Genomic DNA, 18506 nt, shown 5'->3' on the forward strand with positions numbered 1-18506 from the left:
TCACATTGCCATGCGTAGTATTTCTACAATATCTTCCTTTCGCAGAGAGGGACGACCTGGAAGCCTTCCTTCTTCATCCTGAAGCACTTTCAGCGTCTCTTCCGCATAACGGAAAAGCATTTCCTCGGTAATTTCTCCAATGCCCAATTCCGACAAGCGTGTAGGACAACCTATTGAACGCAAGAACTCTTCAAACTTATCAATACCTTCCATGGCAAGGCTCAAGGTGTCTTTGCCTGTTGCTGTCAAACCAAAGATACGTTGAGCAAATTGGGCAAAACGTTCGGGGCGGAATCTTGCAGCAAAGCGCATCCAAGCGGGGTTCACGACTGCTAACCCTGCTCCATGGGGGATATCGTAGAGTGCGGAAAGTGTGTGCTCGATCATATGAACAGGGTACGCTCCGTTTGTTCCTACTTGTACCCACCCATTAAGAGCAACTATCGACGCCCACTGCACCTGAGTGCGCGCTTCCAGGTCACTTCCATCACTAACCGCCTTTGGTCCCCACTCCAAGACAGTAAGGATCACTCCCTCGGCAAATCTGTCCTGAAGAGGAGTCCCGTCTATACCGTTAAAATAACCCTCGGTCACATGGGTTATTATATCGCAAACCCCAAAAGCTGTGTGATTCTTGGGCACTGTCATCGTAAGTTCAGGATCCACCACTGCCACTCGAGGATAGAGAACCTCGGCCTGAACGAATGTTTTTAGCTTTTCTCCTTCATCGTCAATCGTGATCACCGCACCGTTGTTCATTTCCGAGCCAGTTGCCGCCAGGGTAGGAACAGTGATAATAGGAAGAGCTCGCTCCGGCAGCCTGGGCGCTTTTCCTGCCCGTACAAGCATATCCTTAGGATCGCCTTCATAAAGGACTGAGGCTGCAATTACTTTTGAGGCGTCCATGACGCTACCGCCACCCATACCTATAACCACATCACATGCTTCTTTTTTTGCCAGTTCTGAAGCACGCACTACAGTTGACAGGCGGGGGTTTGGCTCAACACCTGAGAATTCTACCACTAAAACACCCGCTGCTTTGAGACTTGCTACTGCTCGATCAAACGCTCCACTTTTCTTTACACTTCCACCACCAATGACAAGCAATGCTTTTTTACCATATTGATTAACTACTTTACCTAACTGTCCTAATGAACCTGCACCAAAAATTAGTCGGGTCGGGTTATAAAATTCAAATTTCATCATATGTAACACCTCCAAACAAACGTTTTTTGTGGCATTTAAATTTCAATGCTTATTCTGAAAAAGCTTATCAATATGTGTCATTTTTATAATTCTTCAGGATACTGTCCTCCTTTGATAGAAAATAGAAGTTTTCATACCCGTTTTTCCAAAATCTCTGTAATGCATCATCCTACCTCTATTATCAATCTTAGCATTAAAATAACTACTGCTCTTCAATTTCATTTAAAGGATTTATCGATACGTCATTTTTTCTACCTCTTCCGGATATCGCCCACCCTGGATAGGAATTTTTGAAAGTGCTTCATTTATCTCTCTTAATTCTTCTTCAGTAAATGTTATAGATACAGCACCTATATTTTCTTTGAGTCGTTCAAGTTTTGTTGTACCAGGAATTGGAACAATCCAAGGTTTTTGAGCTAAAAGCCAAGCTAAAGCTACTTGTGCAGGAGTTGCTTGCTTTCTGCGGGCAATTTCCTTTATGAAGTCAACAAGTGCAAGGTTTGCCCGTATTGCTTCAGGTTGAAAACGAGGAATACTGCTACGTATATCTGTTGAATCAAATTGAGTTTTCTCATCTATAGTTCCTGTAAGAAATCCCTTCCCAAGCGGACTGTAAGGAACAAAACCAATACCCAATTCCTCACATGTTGGTAGTACTTCTTCCTCAGGCTTCCTCCACCATAGAGAATACTCACTTTGAACAGCGGCAACTGGACAAACTGCATGAACTCGGCGAATAGTTTCTGCACTTGCCTCCGACAATCCAAAGTATCTTACTTTTCCTTCCTCGATGAGATCCTTTACCGCTCCAGCCACGTCTTCAATGGGTACATTTGGATCCACACGGTGCTGGTAGTAAAGATCAATCGCGTCTACCCTGAGCCGCCTGAGAGAACCTTCTACAGCTTTTTTGATGTGCTCTGGTCGGCTGTTAAGTCCCCTCCAACCCGGCCTTCCGTCAGGATATAAATCAAATCCAAACTTGGTGGCAATCACCACTTCGCCCTTGAACGGCTCCAAAGCCTCTCCCACAAGTTCCTCATTAGTGTACGGTCCATAAACCTCAGCGGTATCAAAAAAGGTAACACCCAGTTCTACTGCCTTGCGAATGAGCGCAATCATCTCTTCCCTATCGGGAAGAGGATTCTGACCAAAACTCATCCGCATACATCCCAGTCCAATTCCGGAAACCTCAAGACCAGATTTTCCTAGTTTTCGCTTTACCATAGATAACCCCCCTACGTTTTTATCTACAATTTAAAGTATACTTGCTGGAGTTAACTCCAAGTCAATACCTTTTGGAGGATAAATCTTAGCAACTATCCTGGGGCCTACTTCTAGCTTGCTTTTTTCTACCGCCAACCGCGAAAATCCCCCAAAACTAGACCCTCACCTGCCCAAACCGTTGGGCCTACTTGTTCCTGCTCGCCTGGTACCATTGGAATTAGGGATGTGCAAAATTAATAAAAATAATCATGGCAAAAAACCATAATATGTATGGCATACAATATATAGTAATCAAGACTTGCAATAAAACATAAAGTAAGGGATAAGGGAAAAGAAAAGACAAAAAGAGGAGCTAAAAAAGGGCATAAATATCCTGTAGAAGTCAAATGTTAAAAAATGGGATGAACTAGATTCAGTAAAAATTAAGCCGATTGCATCAGACCAACAAGGGACTTAAACTCATCAAATTTACCCAGTTTAATAGCTACAATAGCGACAGTAAGCAAAGTAATATGAAAGCGCAGCATAGTGAACACGGTGCTAGAAAAACCATGAAAATCATTAAAGTCCTTGTCCGATAAAATTCCAAAACCATGTGCAAATATAGATTTATTTCTCAGCTGGACTTTACTATATATAAGCCCAAGGTTTATATTTTTCATTAACTCATCTTCAATAGATTTCATTAAAACATAGGCATCAAATAAGGTTATATTATTACGAGGCAGTTCCATATATTCTCTAAAATTTTTAAAAGGTTTAATATTTTCATTCATTTTTTCTAATAATTCATTTCCACCAACGGGCAATTTTGAATAATCAGGAAGAGAAACAGAAAAACCATAACTTGCAAGTCTGACCTGTGCGATTAGCTCTAAAATGCGATACAATAATAGAATTGCCACATCATATTTTCCTTCATAACTTCGCCTTAAAGCATTAGTATAAATTGAAAAAAGAAGAGGTATATATACATGCTTATTTGTAACGTATTCCCATTCCTTATTTTTATCTTTCAAGTCAATCTCCTTCAGTGGTTTAATGAGCTCATGCTGCTTGTACAATATTTCTTCATATTTATAGCCAATTATATCTTTATCAATTGGTTTCCAACTTTTCAAAATTTTAAAGAGTTTTTCAAATCCCTCAATGGCTTCATTAAAAGAAAGGTTATCCCAACAAGAATAGATCTGTGATAACATTTTGTAGAAAGTATAATCTTACTTTGTCAAGATTCTCTCTTGAGTCTTTTGTGTATAAAAACAAGACTTGCTTGGGCTTAATAAAAGAAATTGTAAGCACGAGAGGTTCAAAAGAAAATCCTAATGACAAAATCAAATTTTCATATTTTTCTTTGAAGGAAACATCAGTTTCTAAATGAAACTTTTTTACTACCAAAGGAAATATTTCCTGGTAATAATAATCTTCTGCTTCTTTTGCCGGTTTCGTTTCCCAAATTTCTACTTTTTCTTTTATTTTCTTTTCGATTTCACTACTTGACAATATCCCTTCGCTTTCCATCTCCCTCTCACCTTTTGCAAGAACAAAACAATTTTGCTATTATATTCATAATTATACTATTTTATTCTACAAAAATCACCTTTAGAATTCGTCATTTTCAATTTTTTGTTGTATCGATTTGTAAAATTCACCCAATTCACCAACGTGTTCATCTTTTATTCGATGAAAAATATCCCTTGACTGCTCATGAGTATAAGTGTGAACAAGTAAATTTCTATCCTCAATCATTTTTAGCCAAACTTCCTCATTTTCAATAAGATCGTTAATAAAAGCCTGTTTAAAGGCCTCACGAGGGCTTTTTACGATTATTCCTAAATCTGCAAGATACTCTTTCATCAACTTCCAAGCCAACTCATAGCAAAGCTCAAATCTTTTAATAGTTCCATCTATATCCAAGTCATCCTTTGCTACTTCCGTCGCTTTTTTAAGATTTTCAAAAGCTTTTGCAAAATCGTTAAAAAATTTCTCAACCCTTTCTCTCATAAAGTAAAACTCCCTCTCTATATATCTTTTCTCTAAATTCTTTATTGACTTTTTTTAGATTGACAATGTCAAAAGGTCCAATCATATCCATGGCCTCCACACTTTTGTCTGACTCAACTGCTATATCAATGTCAGACTTCTTATTAAAATCTCCTCTTGCTCTTGATCCATACAAATATATCTTTTCGGGATCAATGTTTTCCTTTATCTTGTCTACTATCTCTTTCATAGAATCGGGAATAGATAATATTTTTTCTTCCCCTCTCTCCTTCAATTGAGCCCAAAACTCCTCAATAAGAGCATACTCTGGTTTTTGAGTTTTATCATTAAATTTTAACACAGCCCCCTCTGGTAAAAACTGACCAGCAAGCCTTATTACACTCCAATAATACTTTCCTTCCACCTTAATAAGCTTTATTATAATGGGAGAAGTTCTTCTTTGGAATTTTTCTTTTGACTTCTTCTCAATTTTTACACCAATAACTGTTCCACCACTGCGATGCCTTACAGGAAGACCAAAAACAGCGCTTTCAAATACTTGTCCCTCAGTCCTTACCCTGAAATTTTTAAATATAGTCCCAATATCATTAACTGCATCTTTCCATGAAGTAAAGCCAATGTTACTTATTATAAGCCGCGAGATACTTAGATTGCTATACTCTGAAGCAAAATAGGTCTTGTCTGAACCATTGATAATCTTTTTCGCTATCTCAAAATTTTTTACCAACCATTCTGCCACTTCATCAGAATCTTTCCCTTTAGGAATAAAATCAATAGAAACGTGCTCGTCCACCTCTGTTACTATGATATTGCCTCCTCCTCTTCTATTTCGTGTTCCAAAACCTCCGAAATATATGGCAAACCATAGTGAAGCCAAAGCATAATTTAAATACTTTTCCTCAAAGGTACTAATCTCAATATAAAAAGTAGAGCCTTCTTTTATGTATCCTCTCTCCTTATTTGGCAATATAGTAGAATATAAAAGATATTTTATACCTGCTTCTTTCACTCGTAAAGCCTTTTCCCAAAAAAATTTGTCACAGAAAACTTTTACTGTTGCCTTGCTCTTTCCCTCTCCTTCTCCTGTCCCACCAAAAATTCCATTTTCTTCTTTTTTAAGTTTAGCAATATCATCCTCTGCCTTTACTGCTCTCCACCAAAAGCGCATCATCCCTTTAAACTCAGAAGGCCTTAATTCCGGTGTCCTTCCATCTGCTCCCGCCATAAACAAAGGCGTTATTACTTCACATTTTAATCTTGCCTTATACACCTCTATCCCCTTCTTTCTTACTACTAATATTTTATACTATTTTGTCAAAAAAGGAAAGATTTTATATAACTACTTAAGTTTCCAAATCAATTACATGAACACTTCCACTTTCAACTTCAATAAACCCTACTGAATTAATCTTATCTTCCCTTTTGCTAAGAGATGTAGAACCCGGATTAATCACCACACAATTTTCAATCTTCTTTATTAAAGGAATATGCGTATGTCCCGTTATAAAATAGTCCAATTTATACCTCTTAATTAACCTATGTATATCTTCATCAGAAATATTATGGCCATGTTGAATCATAAATCTCTTCCCCTCCATGAAAGCAAAGACATAGGGTGTTTGTATAGGTACATCAAGCATCATTTTGTCAACATAAGCCTTCTTTTTCTGTTTTTCCATTCACTTTCCATCTCTTGTATATGCCCACTATCTGGAAGCATATACCTGCATAAATCCACGGTAGCTTTTGTAGCATAAATCAACCAGAAACTTAGTCTTTTCCGTTTCAACTAAATAGCATAAGCCTGTAACCTCTTTAGCAGCTCCCAAAAAACTTATTTTCACAATAACGTCTCCTTTCATATTAGGAATAATAATTTTCTTCGATCCATTTATTTATATAATGTATATATTTAACAAAATCATCCAAATGGTTCTTTAATATGTCAACAATCACCTTCTCATCAATTTTCATATAATCATGTACAAGTATATTTCTAAAAGAAACTATGTTAGAAATATTTTTGGCAAAATCTTCCGGCAAAATGTTTGATTTACCGAATAATAAAACCGTTTCTCTATAGGTATCGGGTTTTTCTAAACCAAGAGAAGAAATAATTATATTTGCTATATCAATAACACATTCTAGAGATATTTGAATTCCTTAATTTTACCACTCCCCCTTACCTTCTTCAATCAATTTTATATCATTTATAATATCATCTATTATAAGCTCCTGATACCCTGCTTTTTTTATTATTTTCATCTCTTTTGCCACATCAAAAAGTAAAGGTGATTCAATCTTATTTAGCTTACTAAGCCTTACATCATTTATGACTTCATTTGAAAGAGATTTTAAATAATCTTCTACACCGTACCTTAAAAAGTGAAACTTGTCTTTATACCTTTTGTACAATCTATCTGCTATCATAAGCCCCTCTGGGTCAAAATCTCCTGAGTAATATATCTCTGTCCCTTCTTTATAAAGCATGTCCAAGAGCAGGAGAGAAGAAAGTTTTGGCTGGCCATATGTGCATACAAGAGGAAATACTTTGCTTGTGGCATCTATTAAAGATGTAAAAACTGAAGGATTCTCTACAACATACACTTTCTTAGAAGGGCTTATGACCCTCTCAATTTTACTCAAATTTAAAAGAGGAACTTGCAAGACTTGATTGCTTTCATAAGCAGCCTTAAATACTTGATTTTCCGTATCGCCCTCATATGCCAAAAGTCCTGAGAGTGTGACATAATTGGATATTTCATCTATCAAAATGCCAACGTTGTAATAAAGTTCTGATATTTCTTCACTTCCTTTTACTTCATTCAGCCCCATTAAAGTGCATAAAGCGTTTATAAACATACTTCCAGCTTCTGTATTTGAATCAAAATAGTGAGGATTACGTGCAATCTGGGAAGAAAACACCGGCAGTCTTTTCTTTTCCCCTTTATAAACAGGCAAATTATTTATAGCATCACATACATACATTATATCTTTTTTTAGCCCATTTCTATCATTTAAATACCTCTGATTTACTGTCCTTACCCCTACAGCGGTTCCCTCATACAAACTTTTTAGCCAATCAATGCACTTACATTCCTGGTATTTAGAGAAGAGCTCTTTAAAGAACTCTTCTCTTTCTTTTGCCAATATTTCCATATCCTCTTTTTTGCTGGTGAGTTTTTCGCCAAAATAGTATTCCAGTATGTCTTTTAGCGTATACTCCTCAAATCGCGTATTTTTTAGCGACTCTTCAAACTTTGCCACATCAATGGATGCAGATTTTTTTGTCCTATAGTCTTTTTTAAAATGGTTTGTAAGTACTTCTTTTTCATCTTCCGTAAGATTATCAAGCTTTACAACGCCTCCAAGACGTCCTAAACTTCTGTACTTTTCCCTTATACCTTTAAAAATCCTCTTGTATCCCTTTTTTTCTTTAAAATATTTAAGTTCTTCTTTATTCATTTACAGCACCCACCTCAAGAGCGGCAACCTCCTCTTTTTCAGGAAGTATAAGATGCTTTACCTTTCCATCCCACAAATACTTCATGACCAATACAGCCTTTGCATTTTTTGGCCTTATAAGTTCATAAATTGAAAGCTTGGGGACAGTGTCATAATCTCCCCACAAAACCTGCGAATTCATTATATAATTAAATCTTAGATCTTCAATCAGTTTAAACATATCCCTTATGTTTGTGTCATCAACCCCTGCAAATGCTTCATCTAGAGATATTATGCGAGGTGCAGTCGGGGGTGCTCCCTCATACCTTGAGTAAACCGCGGAAAACAAAGGTATATACATGGCCATCGCCTTTTCTCCACCGCTCAACTTATTAAAGGCATTATCAGTAAGCTCCTTGCGACTTTCCCCTTCTTTTCTGTAGTAAAGCTTAAACTCAAACCAATCTCTGTAATCTAATATTTCTTTCATAATCTTGTGAAAAGTTTCTGTATTGTTTTTTTCCTCCATTGCCCTCCTGGCTCTTTCTACTTTTGACCTAAAATGATTTACAACTTTATCGAAGACTTCCTTTTTCAGCATATCAGCATCAGATTTTAAAATATCTACAAGTTCCTTTGTATCAAGTTCTTCTTCATTGGAAGCAGGAATGCTTCTCCACTCAATAGAGAACTTAAGTCCGCTGGAAGTATCCCTTTCAGACATGAGTTTGTTCATTTTCTTTACCCATTCTTCTGCTTTAAAAATCTTTGCCCTTATCTTAATTCCCACATTGTGCATTATAATCTCTTCAAAAAGAATCTTATCCGTCTCTCTTAAAAGGCTTTCATTCGCCATTATATCCTCTTCAATATTAGAATAAAGCGTATATAATGAAACAACTTTACCATTTATATTTGCCGTAATATTAAGTCTTCTCTGCTTACTCTTTGCTTCTTTTATTCTTTCATTGTCTCCCTCACAAGCTTCGTCAAAGATATTGCCAATTGAAAGTCCATATTCTAAAAGTTCGTTGCGAGTTTCAAAATACACATTTTGAAGTCTCTCTGTAAACTTTTCTCTGTCAAAGCCCGCTTTGTCAAAAAAGCCTTTGTATTCAGAAAGAATGCTTTTACTTAATTTTAACATATCCTCCATTTCAACGTCTTGCTTGACAAAGCCAAGTGCTAATTCCTTTTTTAAACCCTCTTCAACAATATTGTAAATTTCCTCTTTAAGATGAATCTCTTCTTCAATGTTTAAAAGGTCTTTTAAGCTTCTCTGTAGCCGCTCCTCAAGTTTTGCTTTTTCGGCTGATTTATTTGTAATCTCTTTAGGTATTTCCTCCAGCCTTTTTAGGCAAAACTCTAGTTCTTTCTCAATTTCTTCAAGTCCAAGTTCTTTTAATGTCTCTTTTAGCATCTCAATTTTCTTAACAGAACTCTGTATTTTGTTTTCCAGTACGTCTATTTCGTACTTTAAGTTATCAATATCGTATTCTAAATCTTGTTTTTGCTGCAATAACATTTCTTCGTTTGAAATGTGCAAAACATATTTGTTGTATAGTATTTCTACTTCATTAAGCCCTGAAGCGTATTCTTCCGCATATTCATACGCAGAAGAATAGGTATCAATATCTGGATGTATGTTTATGCCAGATGTCAATTCTCTTACAACAGCTTTCTTTTTCTGAAGGTCCTCAAAACAGTTTTTAACTGTAAAAAGCTGTTCATCCAGTTTATGAGAGGTGTATTCGTAATCAGCCTTTGCCGTTTTTAAATATCTATATGCTTCTTCAATATCTTCTTTCCCGGGAAATGCCGAATATTCGTAATCCAGCCTCTGTATCCTTGATTTTTTTGCATTTATTTCCTCATCGATTGCAGATATTTCAGCTTTTATAGCCTGTATTTCTTCTTGTATAGATTTAATAAGCTCTTCTCTGTAGCGCTTTCTAGACTCACTCCCGATGTACTTTGATTTAACTTTATCCCGCGCTTTCCCTTTTATTACTCCTATTCCATATGTGCCATTTGAATCAATATAGGTTGTCCCGCTTTCTTCGGATACAAATATATTGCTTAAAGCATCCGAAATATCTTCTGGTGAAACTCCTTCTTCATTGTCAACTACTTTAAAATATTGAGATACATTTAACATCATATTAAAGCTTCCAGGCATAACATATTTATCCGCCATATTGCTGTCCATTTGAAGAGCTTTTTCAAAATATTCTTTGGGAACGATAAGAGCATCCAAAAGCCCCATGTCTTCTATCGCAGCTTCTATATTGCCTCTTGTCTCTTCATCCACATCCTCTTTAAAATCAATCGCCATGTAAAGAGGAATGTAAGGAATTCCAGCTTCTTTAAGCCTTTTTCTGTTGTTTATGACTTGTTCATCTCTTTCAGGCTCAGGGTCTTTTTTGTTTTTCCATTCCTCCAATAACTTTTCTTTCTCATGAAGCTGATTTTCTTTTACCTCTCTTTGATTTTGTAATCTTAAAATTTCTTGCTGAATTCCATTTAGTATTTCCTCATAGGGTTTTCTCACAAAAGCCAAAATATCGTCAAATCCTTTATCCTCTCCATACGCCAGTATGACACGGCTTAAGCCTTCCAGTTGGCTACTTAAAAGCTTAAGTTCTGCATTGCCCTGCGACCAACTATAAACTCTTTCAACGTATTCTCTTTTTTGTTCGTCAAAAAGCCTTTCTGCCTCATTAAGCTTTTTAGCCCTGTCTTCTCTTTCTTTTTTAAGCCTTTCCTGCTCTTTAAGTGCGGCATCATACCTCTTATTTGCTTCTATTTCTTCTCTCAATGCACTCATTGCACGCTTTATTTTATCTTTATGCTTTTTTAATTCATTTTTCCAATAAGTAAAATCAAATTCTTTTCCATACACTTTTTTAAGTTCACTCACAGAAAACTCATGTTCCATGAAATCTATATCCTGTGCAATTGAAGATATATTCTCTAATTTATCCTGTAGTTCTTTATCCAGTTTGTATTTTTGTTCCTCAGTGTTTTTTATCTTTCTTTCTAAACCATAATATTTATCTTGTTTATTCCGGAGTTCTCCTTCTTTTTTAGACTTATCCTCCAAATACTGCTTATATCGATCCTCTTCTTCTAATAACTCCTTTTGGGTTCTTTTAGCATCACCACTTGAAAGCTGTTCTTCCTTTTTCTTTAAGGCTTCTCTTTCACTTTCAAGAGAAATGATGTCATTTCCTAAGTTTGCTATTGTACTTCTGTAATTTTCAATATCTTTAGTTAAATTATCGTATTCTTTTTTTGATGCGTATAAATCGCTGTATGCCTTTACTAAATCCCCAGCCTTTTCATAAAGAATGTATCTGTTATAGTTGTCGTACTCATTTTTAAGCTTTTTTACTGCAGCCATATTCCTGTAAAGAACATCAAGGTGCATCTTAATCTGGTCCATATTTTCTATGGTTTCTGAAAGAGGCCTCAAATCATCATCTGTGAGTGAAGGCAGTGAAGCCTTCATAATTTCATATATCACAGTAGGCCTGAAGTCTTTGGAAAGCTTTGGACTTCTAAGCTGTATCAGCAGTTTTATGAGCTCGTCGTATTCCTCGATAGAACTAAAGCCAAAAATGTATTTATTGACCATTTCCATGTACTCTTTTTGGCTTTCAACTACTTCTCCGCCTTCACCTATTCTATTCTTAAGTTCTTTTTTGGTAAGTGGGACTTTTGCTCTTTTGCCGTCATCGCCTATTTCCATTTTGTATAAAAAGAAGTCGATACCTATACGCCTGCCGTCAAGTATTACAAAGCCCCAAAAGTCCATATTTTGATGCCTTTTCGCCTTTAGTCCAATGCCTATTGTAATGTAGCTGTCTTTTTTCTCTTTTTTAAATTCCATGAAAAGATAGCCAGTTCTTTCATCAAGCCCACTTACCTCTTCTTCCCCAAGAAGATAGTCCTCAAGCTTTCTCGCCTTTGAGCCAAAGGGATCAAGTCTTTCAGGACTTTTGTTGCCATCTAATACTAAAGGTATGAAACTCTGCATTGTCACTGACTTTCCAGAACCATTAGCACCTCTTAAAAGAAGCCTTCCATCTGCAAACTCAAATATTTCATCATCATAATACCAAAAATTAAGAAGCCCAATCCTGTTAATCATCCATCTTTCGGCTAATTTTTCACTCATCTGCACCTTCTCCTTTTTCAAAATCTGGAGGATATTCCCCAATTAACTTTGCCGCCATAGGCAATATTTTAATAGAATGCAATTCCTCAACTCTTTTTATCATCTTAAAGCTTTCCATGTTTTCAATGACCTCTTCTATAAGCTGCTTTTCACTCATTTCCCTGTAAGACTTATACCAACCATCACTAAATCTTTCCTTTACTTTCAAAATAATATTTATAAATTCTGCTTCAGTTATATCTATAGTATCATCAGGATTATAGGCGAGTTTTCCATCTTCAATCATTTGTCTTATAATTTTACTTACCTGCAGCATTATATCAGATATGTTTTTGTTTTTGTCGGGAAAATAGGACTTTAAATATTTGTTGTCATTAAAGAGAACAAAAGCAGAAGTTTTGTGAAGGTGAAGTTTTGCATCAAGATACTCCTCTAAATCTTTCGCTATGGTATTTCTGTAATTTTTTATATACATGAAGTCTTGGTCATCAGGTCCTTCACTATACACAGCGGGTGAAAGAATAAGTTTTCGGTACGCCCTGTGCCTTCTCTGTATAACCGCATCTTTGGGGTTTGAAAGATTTAAATCCTCCTGCAAAAAATCCTCAATCTTCATGTCTTCTGTAATTTCTCTGTTAAAAGACCTCAAAAAATACCTTGAAATGCCTGTGTTTTCGTAAAGAACTTCAGTATCTTCACTTTCTGAAAACCTCTCGTGGTCACCATCATCTATTTTAATTATGCCAATATCTACAGCAAAATTGAGCACCCGCACAAGTGACTTTCTGTGCTGAAAAAGCGTCCAATCTACTTTATCAGGTCCATCATACTGCGCCTCTATATATTCCGTTATATTAGACAGTACAAACTGGTCTTCTGGTCCTTTATCCTCCAAAAAAGCTAAGAGCAAACACAAAAATGCATAATCCATAGGCATTTGAAATGCATCTATCCCCATCCACTCTTCAACATCTGACGGCACTTTTTCTAACTTAATAATATATGGGTTTATAATCAATCTATATCCTAACTTCTCTTCAGCAAAAGGTTTTATTTTATTCTCCGCATCTCTTATTTTGTTGAAATTTTCTCTATCCTCTCTCAGTATCCAAAAATTTTCAAGAAGCATCTGAAGTTCTTCCATATTTTCACCTTCAATCAACAAACTCAATTACAATATCAGGCATATCAAGATTACCATCTGTGCATTTTAGTATTGCCCTCTCACCATTCTTTGGCATATGAAGCTTGTATGTTCTTCCATCTTCTGTCTTACCTATAAAGCCATTTCTTGCCATCGCTTTTCCTATCCATTTAAGTATCGTTGCCCTCACAAAAGGTTTTACAACAGGTAAATCCTTTATCCTTATTCTATTGCCAACAATGCAACTTGCTATTATTTCATCTTCTATATTTTTCTGATTGAGATAGTCCATCAGCATCTCCGTCTTGTCAGCACTTCTATCAATAATCGCATTTGTCTTAACAGAATTACTGTAGCTCCTTGTTTTTGGCTTTATAATCACTTTAAAGGGCGGTTCTTCCCATACGCTCTGGTTTACACTTTCTGTCTTTCTTTCAAAATCACCTTTTATGTGCCTTGTGTAAAAGCAACCGAAAACCGCCGCAGACAAAAGGTGTGCTTCTTTTATATTGCTTGCTTTTGCAAACATTTTAGAAAGAGCAATATATTCATTCTTTCTGCTGGCAGCTTTCATCCTGTTTTCTGCTATTCTCGCCGCATACATTGTTATTTTTCTGATTATTTCGTTTGATATATTAAGAAGCCTTACTGCCTCGCTGTCTTCAAAATTATGACCTGTAAACCAAAAAGATATGTTATTCCACTTATCCATCAAATCTTCTTTTACTTCCTCTTCATTTAAAACCCTGTCAATTCTTGGGATACTCATTTCATATTGGCATAACTTATCTACAACGGAATTGACAATCTCCGGACTCACCTTTTTCAAAAAACTCTCTATGGCAACAGAAAATCTCTGAAGGTCTTTTATAAAATCTCTTAAATATTCTATAAGTTTGTCTTTGTAAATGATAAACTGCTCTGACTTCATAAGTTCATCAGCGTTAGAGCTTTGAAGACTTGCAATGTAATCTGTCGCATTGTGATATATATTTTCAAAGTCGGTATTGAGGTCTTCCCACCATCTGTTTATTTCCTGTAAATCCTCTTTTTTCGCCATTTCATTTATCTTTATTAAATTGCGGTAAATCCTTTCAAATAAAGACGGCTGTAGTGACCCACCATAACCGACGATGCTTTCCAGCCTTATGGTCATTCTCTCTATCTCAATAGAATATGGACTCAGCTGATACCTGAATTTTTTGTTTTTAAATTCGTCAATCGTAGAAGCTTTACTGGTATCTTGTGTCGCAATAAGGTTTTTCCATTCAGTAAGTGCTTTTAAGTCCTGCTCACATTTTTCCATTGTATAGTCGGAAAACACATCAAATTGACTTACATATTCATATACATCCTCTTTGTACAGCCAATATTTAAATTTCTGGTACTGTTCATAAAAATACCTCATGATGAGGCGATATCGCGAAGCATTTTCCGCAGACAAATACTTTACCTCTTCAATCGGTTTTATCACATTCAAATCAAGTTTATCTTCCATAACACTTCACCTTGCATTTATATTTCATATATATTGTAAACTTAATACTCCATCATTTCAATTTATTTTTTGACCTTTTGAAACAAAAATCCTTATCACTTCCCAAATTTATGGAAATAATAAGGATTTAAAAAATCTTCGCATCATTTTCACCTTTAAGCATTCCATTTTTAAAAAGTGCTTCCATTATAACCCCAATTCTGTCCCTCTATTTCTTGGATAACTATATAAATACTGTCTTTTCCATAGCCCAAAACCTTATTTAAAACATCACAAATCCTTTTTGATATTTCTTCCTTTTGTCCCCTTTGAAGTTTGCCAACAAGCTTTATCTCTACAATGCCACCCTCTTCAAGAGGTTGTCCATGGAAAAATATATCCTCTTCTTCAGTAAATCTTACCATAAGCCAATTTTCACTTTTTCCTGCAACTTCATACATCACATCGGCAAATTCTTTCTTTAAAACTTCCTTATTTTCTGGTGCAATCTTTTCTTTTGTAATTAAATTTACAATTGGCATAAATCTCACTCCTCTTTTATAATAGATTCCATATCATTGATAAATTTCCCAACATCTTTTTTTAGATTATCCACAGCTTCTGGAAAAATATCTAACAATCTTGCTATTCGTTCGGGCATAAGATTAAATCCATAAATATTTCTAAAAATATGTCTAAATCCCCTAAATTCATTAAGCAATAATTTAGTATCTGTATTTATAAAAGCTGGTCTTTCCCCTTCTATCGGCATAGACATTTGCTCAAGTAATTCTAAATGCCATTCAGCTCCAGATGGCATAAAACCATCTATATTTTTTGCAACAATTTTAAACATATTTTCAACAGCAGTATAAAAATCATGGAAAATAGAGCCAATAGCTCTTAACACAAAATCATCAGTCAGTTTTTGTTTCAAAGTTTTTTTGTCAAACATATCTTTCGTCTTTAAAGTATCATACAATTTTTGTATATTCTCAAGTTCCATTTTGAGTCTTGCTGAAATAACTTTTACCTTACCCACATCCACTACCCTATTTCCCTCCCCTCTTTCTCTATTTCCTTTAACAAAGCCTCCGTAGCATCTCGTTGTGTAACTATACTCACTTTATAAGGCCTTGCAATATTCTCTATCTCAACAAACATTGTCCAGTAGTTAAACTTATCATCATCCCAATCATCTACAAAAATATCAATATCCGAAAATTCCCAAAAATCAAATCCCCTTGCCAGTGATCCATACAAGACAACTTTACTCACATTATATTTTTCTTTCAAAAATTTAGCAATCTTATACGCTTTATCTAATGCATCCTTTTTTCGTATTTCTAGCATTTCTTTCTCTTTTTCACTCTTTAACCGCCAATTTTCACGTATTTTCTTTTTTTCTTCATCAGTGATACTCATCTTCCTCACCACACAAAATTCTTTACATATATTCTACCATTTTATAGCATTTATATCAATCACCCAACAATGCTTTGCAAAACACTAGTATACCTCAATTTTTTAATAAAAAAATCAAGGGTATCTCACCGGTCCCCTCTCATAATTTATCATCAATTTCTTATTTTCTTAAATAAATATCTCTACTTTACAAATCATACATTTCTTTTAAGAAACTTCTTAGCTCAACAATCTTTATCCATCTATAAGGATTTAATACAAGCAAATCATCATCACCAGTTATTATATAGTCCGCATTTCCATATACAGCTTCTTCAAGAATCATATTGTCTTTTTCATCTCTACAATCTGTGATTTTTTGATATATAACAGGCTCAACTATTTTCAAAGAAAGCAATTCAATAAGTGCATCAATTTCTGACTTGGAAACATACTTTTTAAACTTAGGTCGATTCAATACTTCTTTTATTTCTAGCAATTGTTCAGCTGACATTATGAGTATATATTCATCGTTAAAAATTTCTTTCATTAAAAATTTTGCATTTTTACTTCCTAGAAAAGCACTAATAAAAATATTTGTATCAATAACTACTTTAATTTTTTTCATATCTTTTCCCTCTAATATACTCTACTTCTTCAGTTATTTCTTCTAATGATATGGGGTATTTTTCGGCTCTTTCATTAGTTTTTTCTAATATATCAAGCAATTTGCTGTTTATCTCGTTTTGCATTTTTTTATAAATGATTTTTTTCTCTGCAAATGATAAATTATCTATCAGATTGAGTATTTCATTCAAATTTGATTTCATTATCACTCACCTCAGCTTTCACTTCAATTAAACTTTCTTAAACAAAATATTTATATCTTTACATTTTAATTTTAACATTTAATTAAAAAAGTATCAATCACCCAACAAAACTCATAAGAAGCATCACATTTAAAACCGTCACTATTATTCCTATAGTCCACAACAATACCTTATAAAGCAATGTATTTGCAAACTTTCCCATTATCTTCTTTGAAGAAGTCAAATAAATGAGCAAAAAGATTGTAATTGGAAGCTGTACACTCAAAAACATCTGCAAATAAACCAGTCCTTGAAAGGGGCTTTTTACAAAGAATATTATTAGCACTGCAAAAATATATGTAATTCCTACGCCAACTTTTGTGTGTGCATCGTGTATATCATATGGTTCTTCATATATCCCCGCAAAAATACTTCCACCTGCCATACCTGCTGTTATAGATGAAGAAATCCCTGCAAAAAGAAGAGCCAAAGCAAAAACCACTGCTGATGCATTTCCCAAAAGTGGTTTTAGCATCTGCTGTGCCTGATTAAGCTCCGTTACAGTTACATTATTGGTAAAAAAAGCCGATGCTGCAACAATAATCATAGCACTATTTATTCCCCAACCTATTATCATAGAAAAGATAGTATCAAAATACTCATAATTAAGCTGTTTCACTATGACTTTCTCATCTTCTAAATTCCACTGCCTACTTTGTATTATCTCTGAGTGCAAAAACAAATTGTGGGGCATAACAACAGCACCAAGTACACTCATAATTATAGGCATAGAACCTGCTGGGAATTCTGGCTTCACCCAGCTTGAAGCTGCCTCTGCCCATTTCACATCAACTAGCAAAAGCTCAAATATAAAAGAAATGCCAATAAGAGATACAAAACCTATAATCCACTTTTCCAACTTTTTATAGGAATTTGTATAAAGCATCCATGAAACAAAAACAAGAGTAATCAAACTTCCTATCTTTATAGGTATCTTAAAAAGCATTTGAAGAGCTATCGCGGCACCTAAAATTTCTGCCATCGCCGTCAAAATCGCCGCAAAGACAGCTGAAATAAGAAGTAACCTCGAAGTAAAAGGCTTTAAAAACTTAGTTGCAGCTTCAGACATACAATAACCTGTAACTATACCTAGATGTGCAGCATTATGTTGAAGTATAATGAGCATGATAGTAGATAAAGTCACCATCCATAAAAGCTTATAACCGTAAGACGACCCTGCAGCAACATTAGAAGCCCAATTTCCCGGATCAATAAAGCCAACAGTAACCAGTAGCCCAGGACCTATGTATTTGATAAAATCTAAAGCCATAAGTTTAGGACGATGTTTATCTTTAAATAAATTTTTGACTTTTGTAATCATTTGTTCACCTCATCTTAAAATTTTAATCTGCGCCTTTTACAACTGCAAGGGGCACAAATCGAGCAACAGGTATAGTAATTTCTCTCAAGTTCTTCTACGCCTGCTGGAAGAGAAAAAAGACAAACTTCCAGGACTATATTCGCCTTTTACTAAGCCCTCTTCCCAGTCTTCGCGTTTTGCAATATGCAAAATTATCATGATACTTCATCCCCCATTCTTAATATTATTAT

At 35.1% G+C, this 18506-nt stretch carries 16 protein-coding genes and 4 pseudogenes; all 20 read right to left on the minus strand.

From position 1 onward, the window contains the following. The 20 genes and pseudogenes from THEBR_RS08115 to THEBR_RS08200 all read right to left on the minus strand — a co-directional run bounded on the left by THEBR_RS08115 (window position 1) and on the right by THEBR_RS08200 (window position 18276). Complete coding sequence (locus THEBR_RS08115) at window positions 1-1206, minus strand: iron-containing alcohol dehydrogenase (protein WP_012269504.1); 1206 nt, start codon at window positions 1204-1206, stop codon at window positions 1-3. A gap of 231 nt (window positions 1207-1437) precedes the next feature. Beyond that, window positions 1438-2433 carry an aldo/keto reductase gene (locus tag THEBR_RS08120; RefSeq protein WP_012269505.1) on the minus strand — a complete coding sequence of 332 codons (996 nt, stop codon included), beginning with the start codon at window positions 2431-2433 and terminating at the stop codon, window positions 1438-1440. A 422-nt stretch (window positions 2434-2855) separates the two neighbouring features. After that, window positions 2856-2948: pseudogene (locus THEBR_RS12795) on the minus strand (transposase); the annotation flags it as partial. A gap of 90 nt (window positions 2949-3038) precedes the next feature. Beyond that, window positions 3039-3635: pseudogene (locus THEBR_RS12430) on the minus strand (TIGR02710 family CRISPR-associated CARF protein); the annotation flags it as partial. After that, window positions 3604-3954: a hypothetical protein gene (locus THEBR_RS12435; RefSeq protein WP_012269507.1), complete on the minus strand. Its 351-nt coding sequence runs from the start codon at window positions 3952-3954 to the stop codon at window positions 3604-3606. The pseudogene THEBR_RS12430 and the gene THEBR_RS12435, both read right to left, overlap by 32 nt. An 81-nt stretch (window positions 3955-4035) precedes the next feature. Continuing rightward, complete coding sequence (locus THEBR_RS08135) at window positions 4036-4437, minus strand: HI0074 family nucleotidyltransferase substrate-binding subunit (protein ID WP_012269508.1); 402 nt, start codon at window positions 4435-4437, stop codon at window positions 4036-4038. After that, complete coding sequence (cmr1, locus tag THEBR_RS08140) at window positions 4421-5707, minus strand: type III-B CRISPR module RAMP protein Cmr1 (protein ID WP_012269509.1); 1287 nt, start codon at window positions 5705-5707, stop codon at window positions 4421-4423. Before cmr1 ends, THEBR_RS08135 begins: the two co-directional genes overlap by 17 nt. Window positions 5708-5780: 73 nt before the next feature. Then, a pseudogene (locus THEBR_RS08145) lies at window positions 5781-6095 on the minus strand (metallophosphoesterase family protein); the annotation flags it as partial. After that, window positions 6095-6281, minus strand: a pseudogene (locus THEBR_RS11845) (MBL fold metallo-hydrolase); the annotation flags it as partial. The pseudogenes THEBR_RS11845 and THEBR_RS08145, both read right to left, overlap by 1 nt. A 19-nt stretch (window positions 6282-6300) precedes the next feature. Then, window positions 6301-6597 carry a type VII toxin-antitoxin system HepT family RNase toxin gene (hepT, locus tag THEBR_RS08150; protein WP_083758525.1) on the minus strand — a complete coding sequence of 99 codons (297 nt, stop codon included), beginning with the start codon at window positions 6595-6597 and terminating at the stop codon, window positions 6301-6303. A 9-nt stretch (window positions 6598-6606) separates the two neighbouring features. Further along, the gene (locus tag THEBR_RS08155) at window positions 6607-7902 is read right to left on the minus strand and encodes a TIGR02679 family protein (RefSeq protein ID WP_009052679.1); all 1296 of its coding nucleotides are present in this window, start codon (window positions 7900-7902) and stop codon (window positions 6607-6609) included. Beyond that, window positions 7895-12061, minus strand: a complete 4167-nt coding sequence (locus THEBR_RS08160) for a TIGR02680 family protein (protein WP_013570830.1) — start codon at window positions 12059-12061, stop codon at window positions 7895-7897. Before THEBR_RS08160 ends, THEBR_RS08155 begins: the two co-directional genes overlap by 8 nt. Further along, window positions 12054-13205 carry a TIGR02678 family protein gene (locus tag THEBR_RS08165; RefSeq protein WP_012269514.1) on the minus strand — a complete coding sequence of 384 codons (1152 nt, stop codon included), beginning with the start codon at window positions 13203-13205 and terminating at the stop codon, window positions 12054-12056. The genes THEBR_RS08160 and THEBR_RS08165 overlap by 8 nt, the downstream gene beginning before the upstream one ends. 10 nt (window positions 13206-13215) lie before the next feature. Continuing rightward, window positions 13216-14703, minus strand: coding sequence for a TIGR02677 family protein (locus THEBR_RS08170; RefSeq protein WP_012269488.1), 1488 nt, complete (start codon window positions 14701-14703; stop codon window positions 13216-13218). Between the two features lie 170 nt (window positions 14704-14873). Beyond that, window positions 14874-15224, minus strand: coding sequence for a phenylpyruvate tautomerase MIF-related protein (locus tag THEBR_RS08175; RefSeq protein WP_012269515.1), 351 nt, complete (start codon window positions 15222-15224; stop codon window positions 14874-14876). Between the two features lie 5 nt (window positions 15225-15229). Then, window positions 15230-15730 (minus strand): ribonuclease toxin HepT-like protein, encoded by a 501-nt coding sequence (locus THEBR_RS08180; RefSeq protein WP_012269516.1) that lies wholly within the window; start codon window positions 15728-15730, stop codon window positions 15230-15232. Next, window positions 15730-16107 (minus strand): nucleotidyltransferase family protein, encoded by a 378-nt coding sequence (locus THEBR_RS08185; protein ID WP_004397258.1) that lies wholly within the window; start codon window positions 16105-16107, stop codon window positions 15730-15732. The genes THEBR_RS08180 and THEBR_RS08185 overlap by 1 nt, the downstream gene beginning before the upstream one ends. Window positions 16108-16294: 187 nt before the next feature. Then, window positions 16295-16714, minus strand: a complete 420-nt coding sequence (locus THEBR_RS08190; RefSeq protein ID WP_003871020.1) for a putative toxin-antitoxin system toxin component, PIN family — start codon at window positions 16712-16714, stop codon at window positions 16295-16297. Then, complete coding sequence (locus THEBR_RS08195) at window positions 16701-16916, minus strand: hypothetical protein (RefSeq protein ID WP_003871019.1); 216 nt, start codon at window positions 16914-16916, stop codon at window positions 16701-16703. Before THEBR_RS08195 ends, THEBR_RS08190 begins: the two co-directional genes overlap by 14 nt. A 97-nt stretch (window positions 16917-17013) precedes the next feature. After that, window positions 17014-18276 (minus strand): Nramp family divalent metal transporter, encoded by a 1263-nt coding sequence (locus THEBR_RS08200; RefSeq protein ID WP_012269517.1) that lies wholly within the window; start codon window positions 18274-18276, stop codon window positions 17014-17016. Window positions 18277-18506: the final 230 nt, after the last annotated feature.

The sequence above is a fragment of the Thermoanaerobacter brockii subsp. finnii Ako-1 genome, assembly GCF_000175295.2.
GTDB lineage: Bacteria > Bacillota > Thermoanaerobacteria > Thermoanaerobacterales > Thermoanaerobacteraceae > Thermoanaerobacter > Thermoanaerobacter pseudethanolicus.

Excerpts from the sequence above, each read along its gene's own strand:
- THEBR_RS08200 (WP_012269517.1), bottom strand. The coding sequence starts at position 18,276 with ATGATTACAAAAGTCAAAAATTTATTTAAAGATAAACATCGTCCTAAA.
- THEBR_RS08175 (WP_012269515.1), bottom strand. The coding sequence starts at position 15,224 with ATGCCAATTGTAAATTTAATTACAAAAGAAAAGATTGCACCAGAAAAT.
- THEBR_RS08190 (WP_003871020.1), bottom strand. The coding sequence starts at position 16,714 with ATGAAAAAAATTAAAGTAGTTATTGATACAAATATTTTTATTAGTGCT.
- THEBR_RS08135 (WP_012269508.1), bottom strand. The coding sequence starts at position 4,437 with ATGAGAGAAAGGGTTGAGAAATTTTTTAACGATTTTGCAAAAGCTTTT.
- THEBR_RS08155 (WP_009052679.1), bottom strand. The coding sequence starts at position 7,902 with ATGAATAAAGAAGAACTTAAATATTTTAAAGAAAAAAAGGGATACAAG.
- THEBR_RS08195 (WP_003871019.1), bottom strand. The coding sequence starts at position 16,916 with ATGAAATCAAATTTGAATGAAATACTCAATCTGATAGATAATTTATCA.
- THEBR_RS08170 (WP_012269488.1), bottom strand. The coding sequence starts at position 14,703 with ATGGAAGATAAACTTGATTTGAATGTGATAAAACCGATTGAAGAGGTA.
- THEBR_RS12435 (WP_012269507.1), bottom strand. The coding sequence starts at position 3,954 with ATGGAAAGCGAAGGGATATTGTCAAGTAGTGAAATCGAAAAGAAAATA.
- THEBR_RS08165 (WP_012269514.1), bottom strand. The coding sequence starts at position 13,205 with ATGGAAGAACTTCAGATGCTTCTTGAAAATTTTTGGATACTGAGAGAG.
- THEBR_RS08160 (WP_013570830.1), bottom strand. The coding sequence starts at position 12,061 with ATGAGTGAAAAATTAGCCGAAAGATGGATGATTAACAGGATTGGGCTT.
- THEBR_RS08115 (WP_012269504.1), bottom strand. The coding sequence starts at position 1,206 with ATGATGAAATTTGAATTTTATAACCCGACCCGACTAATTTTTGGTGCA.
- THEBR_RS08120 (WP_012269505.1), bottom strand. The coding sequence starts at position 2,433 with ATGGTAAAGCGAAAACTAGGAAAATCTGGTCTTGAGGTTTCCGGAATT.
- THEBR_RS08185 (WP_004397258.1), bottom strand. The coding sequence starts at position 16,107 with ATGAGTATCACTGATGAAGAAAAAAAGAAAATACGTGAAAATTGGCGG.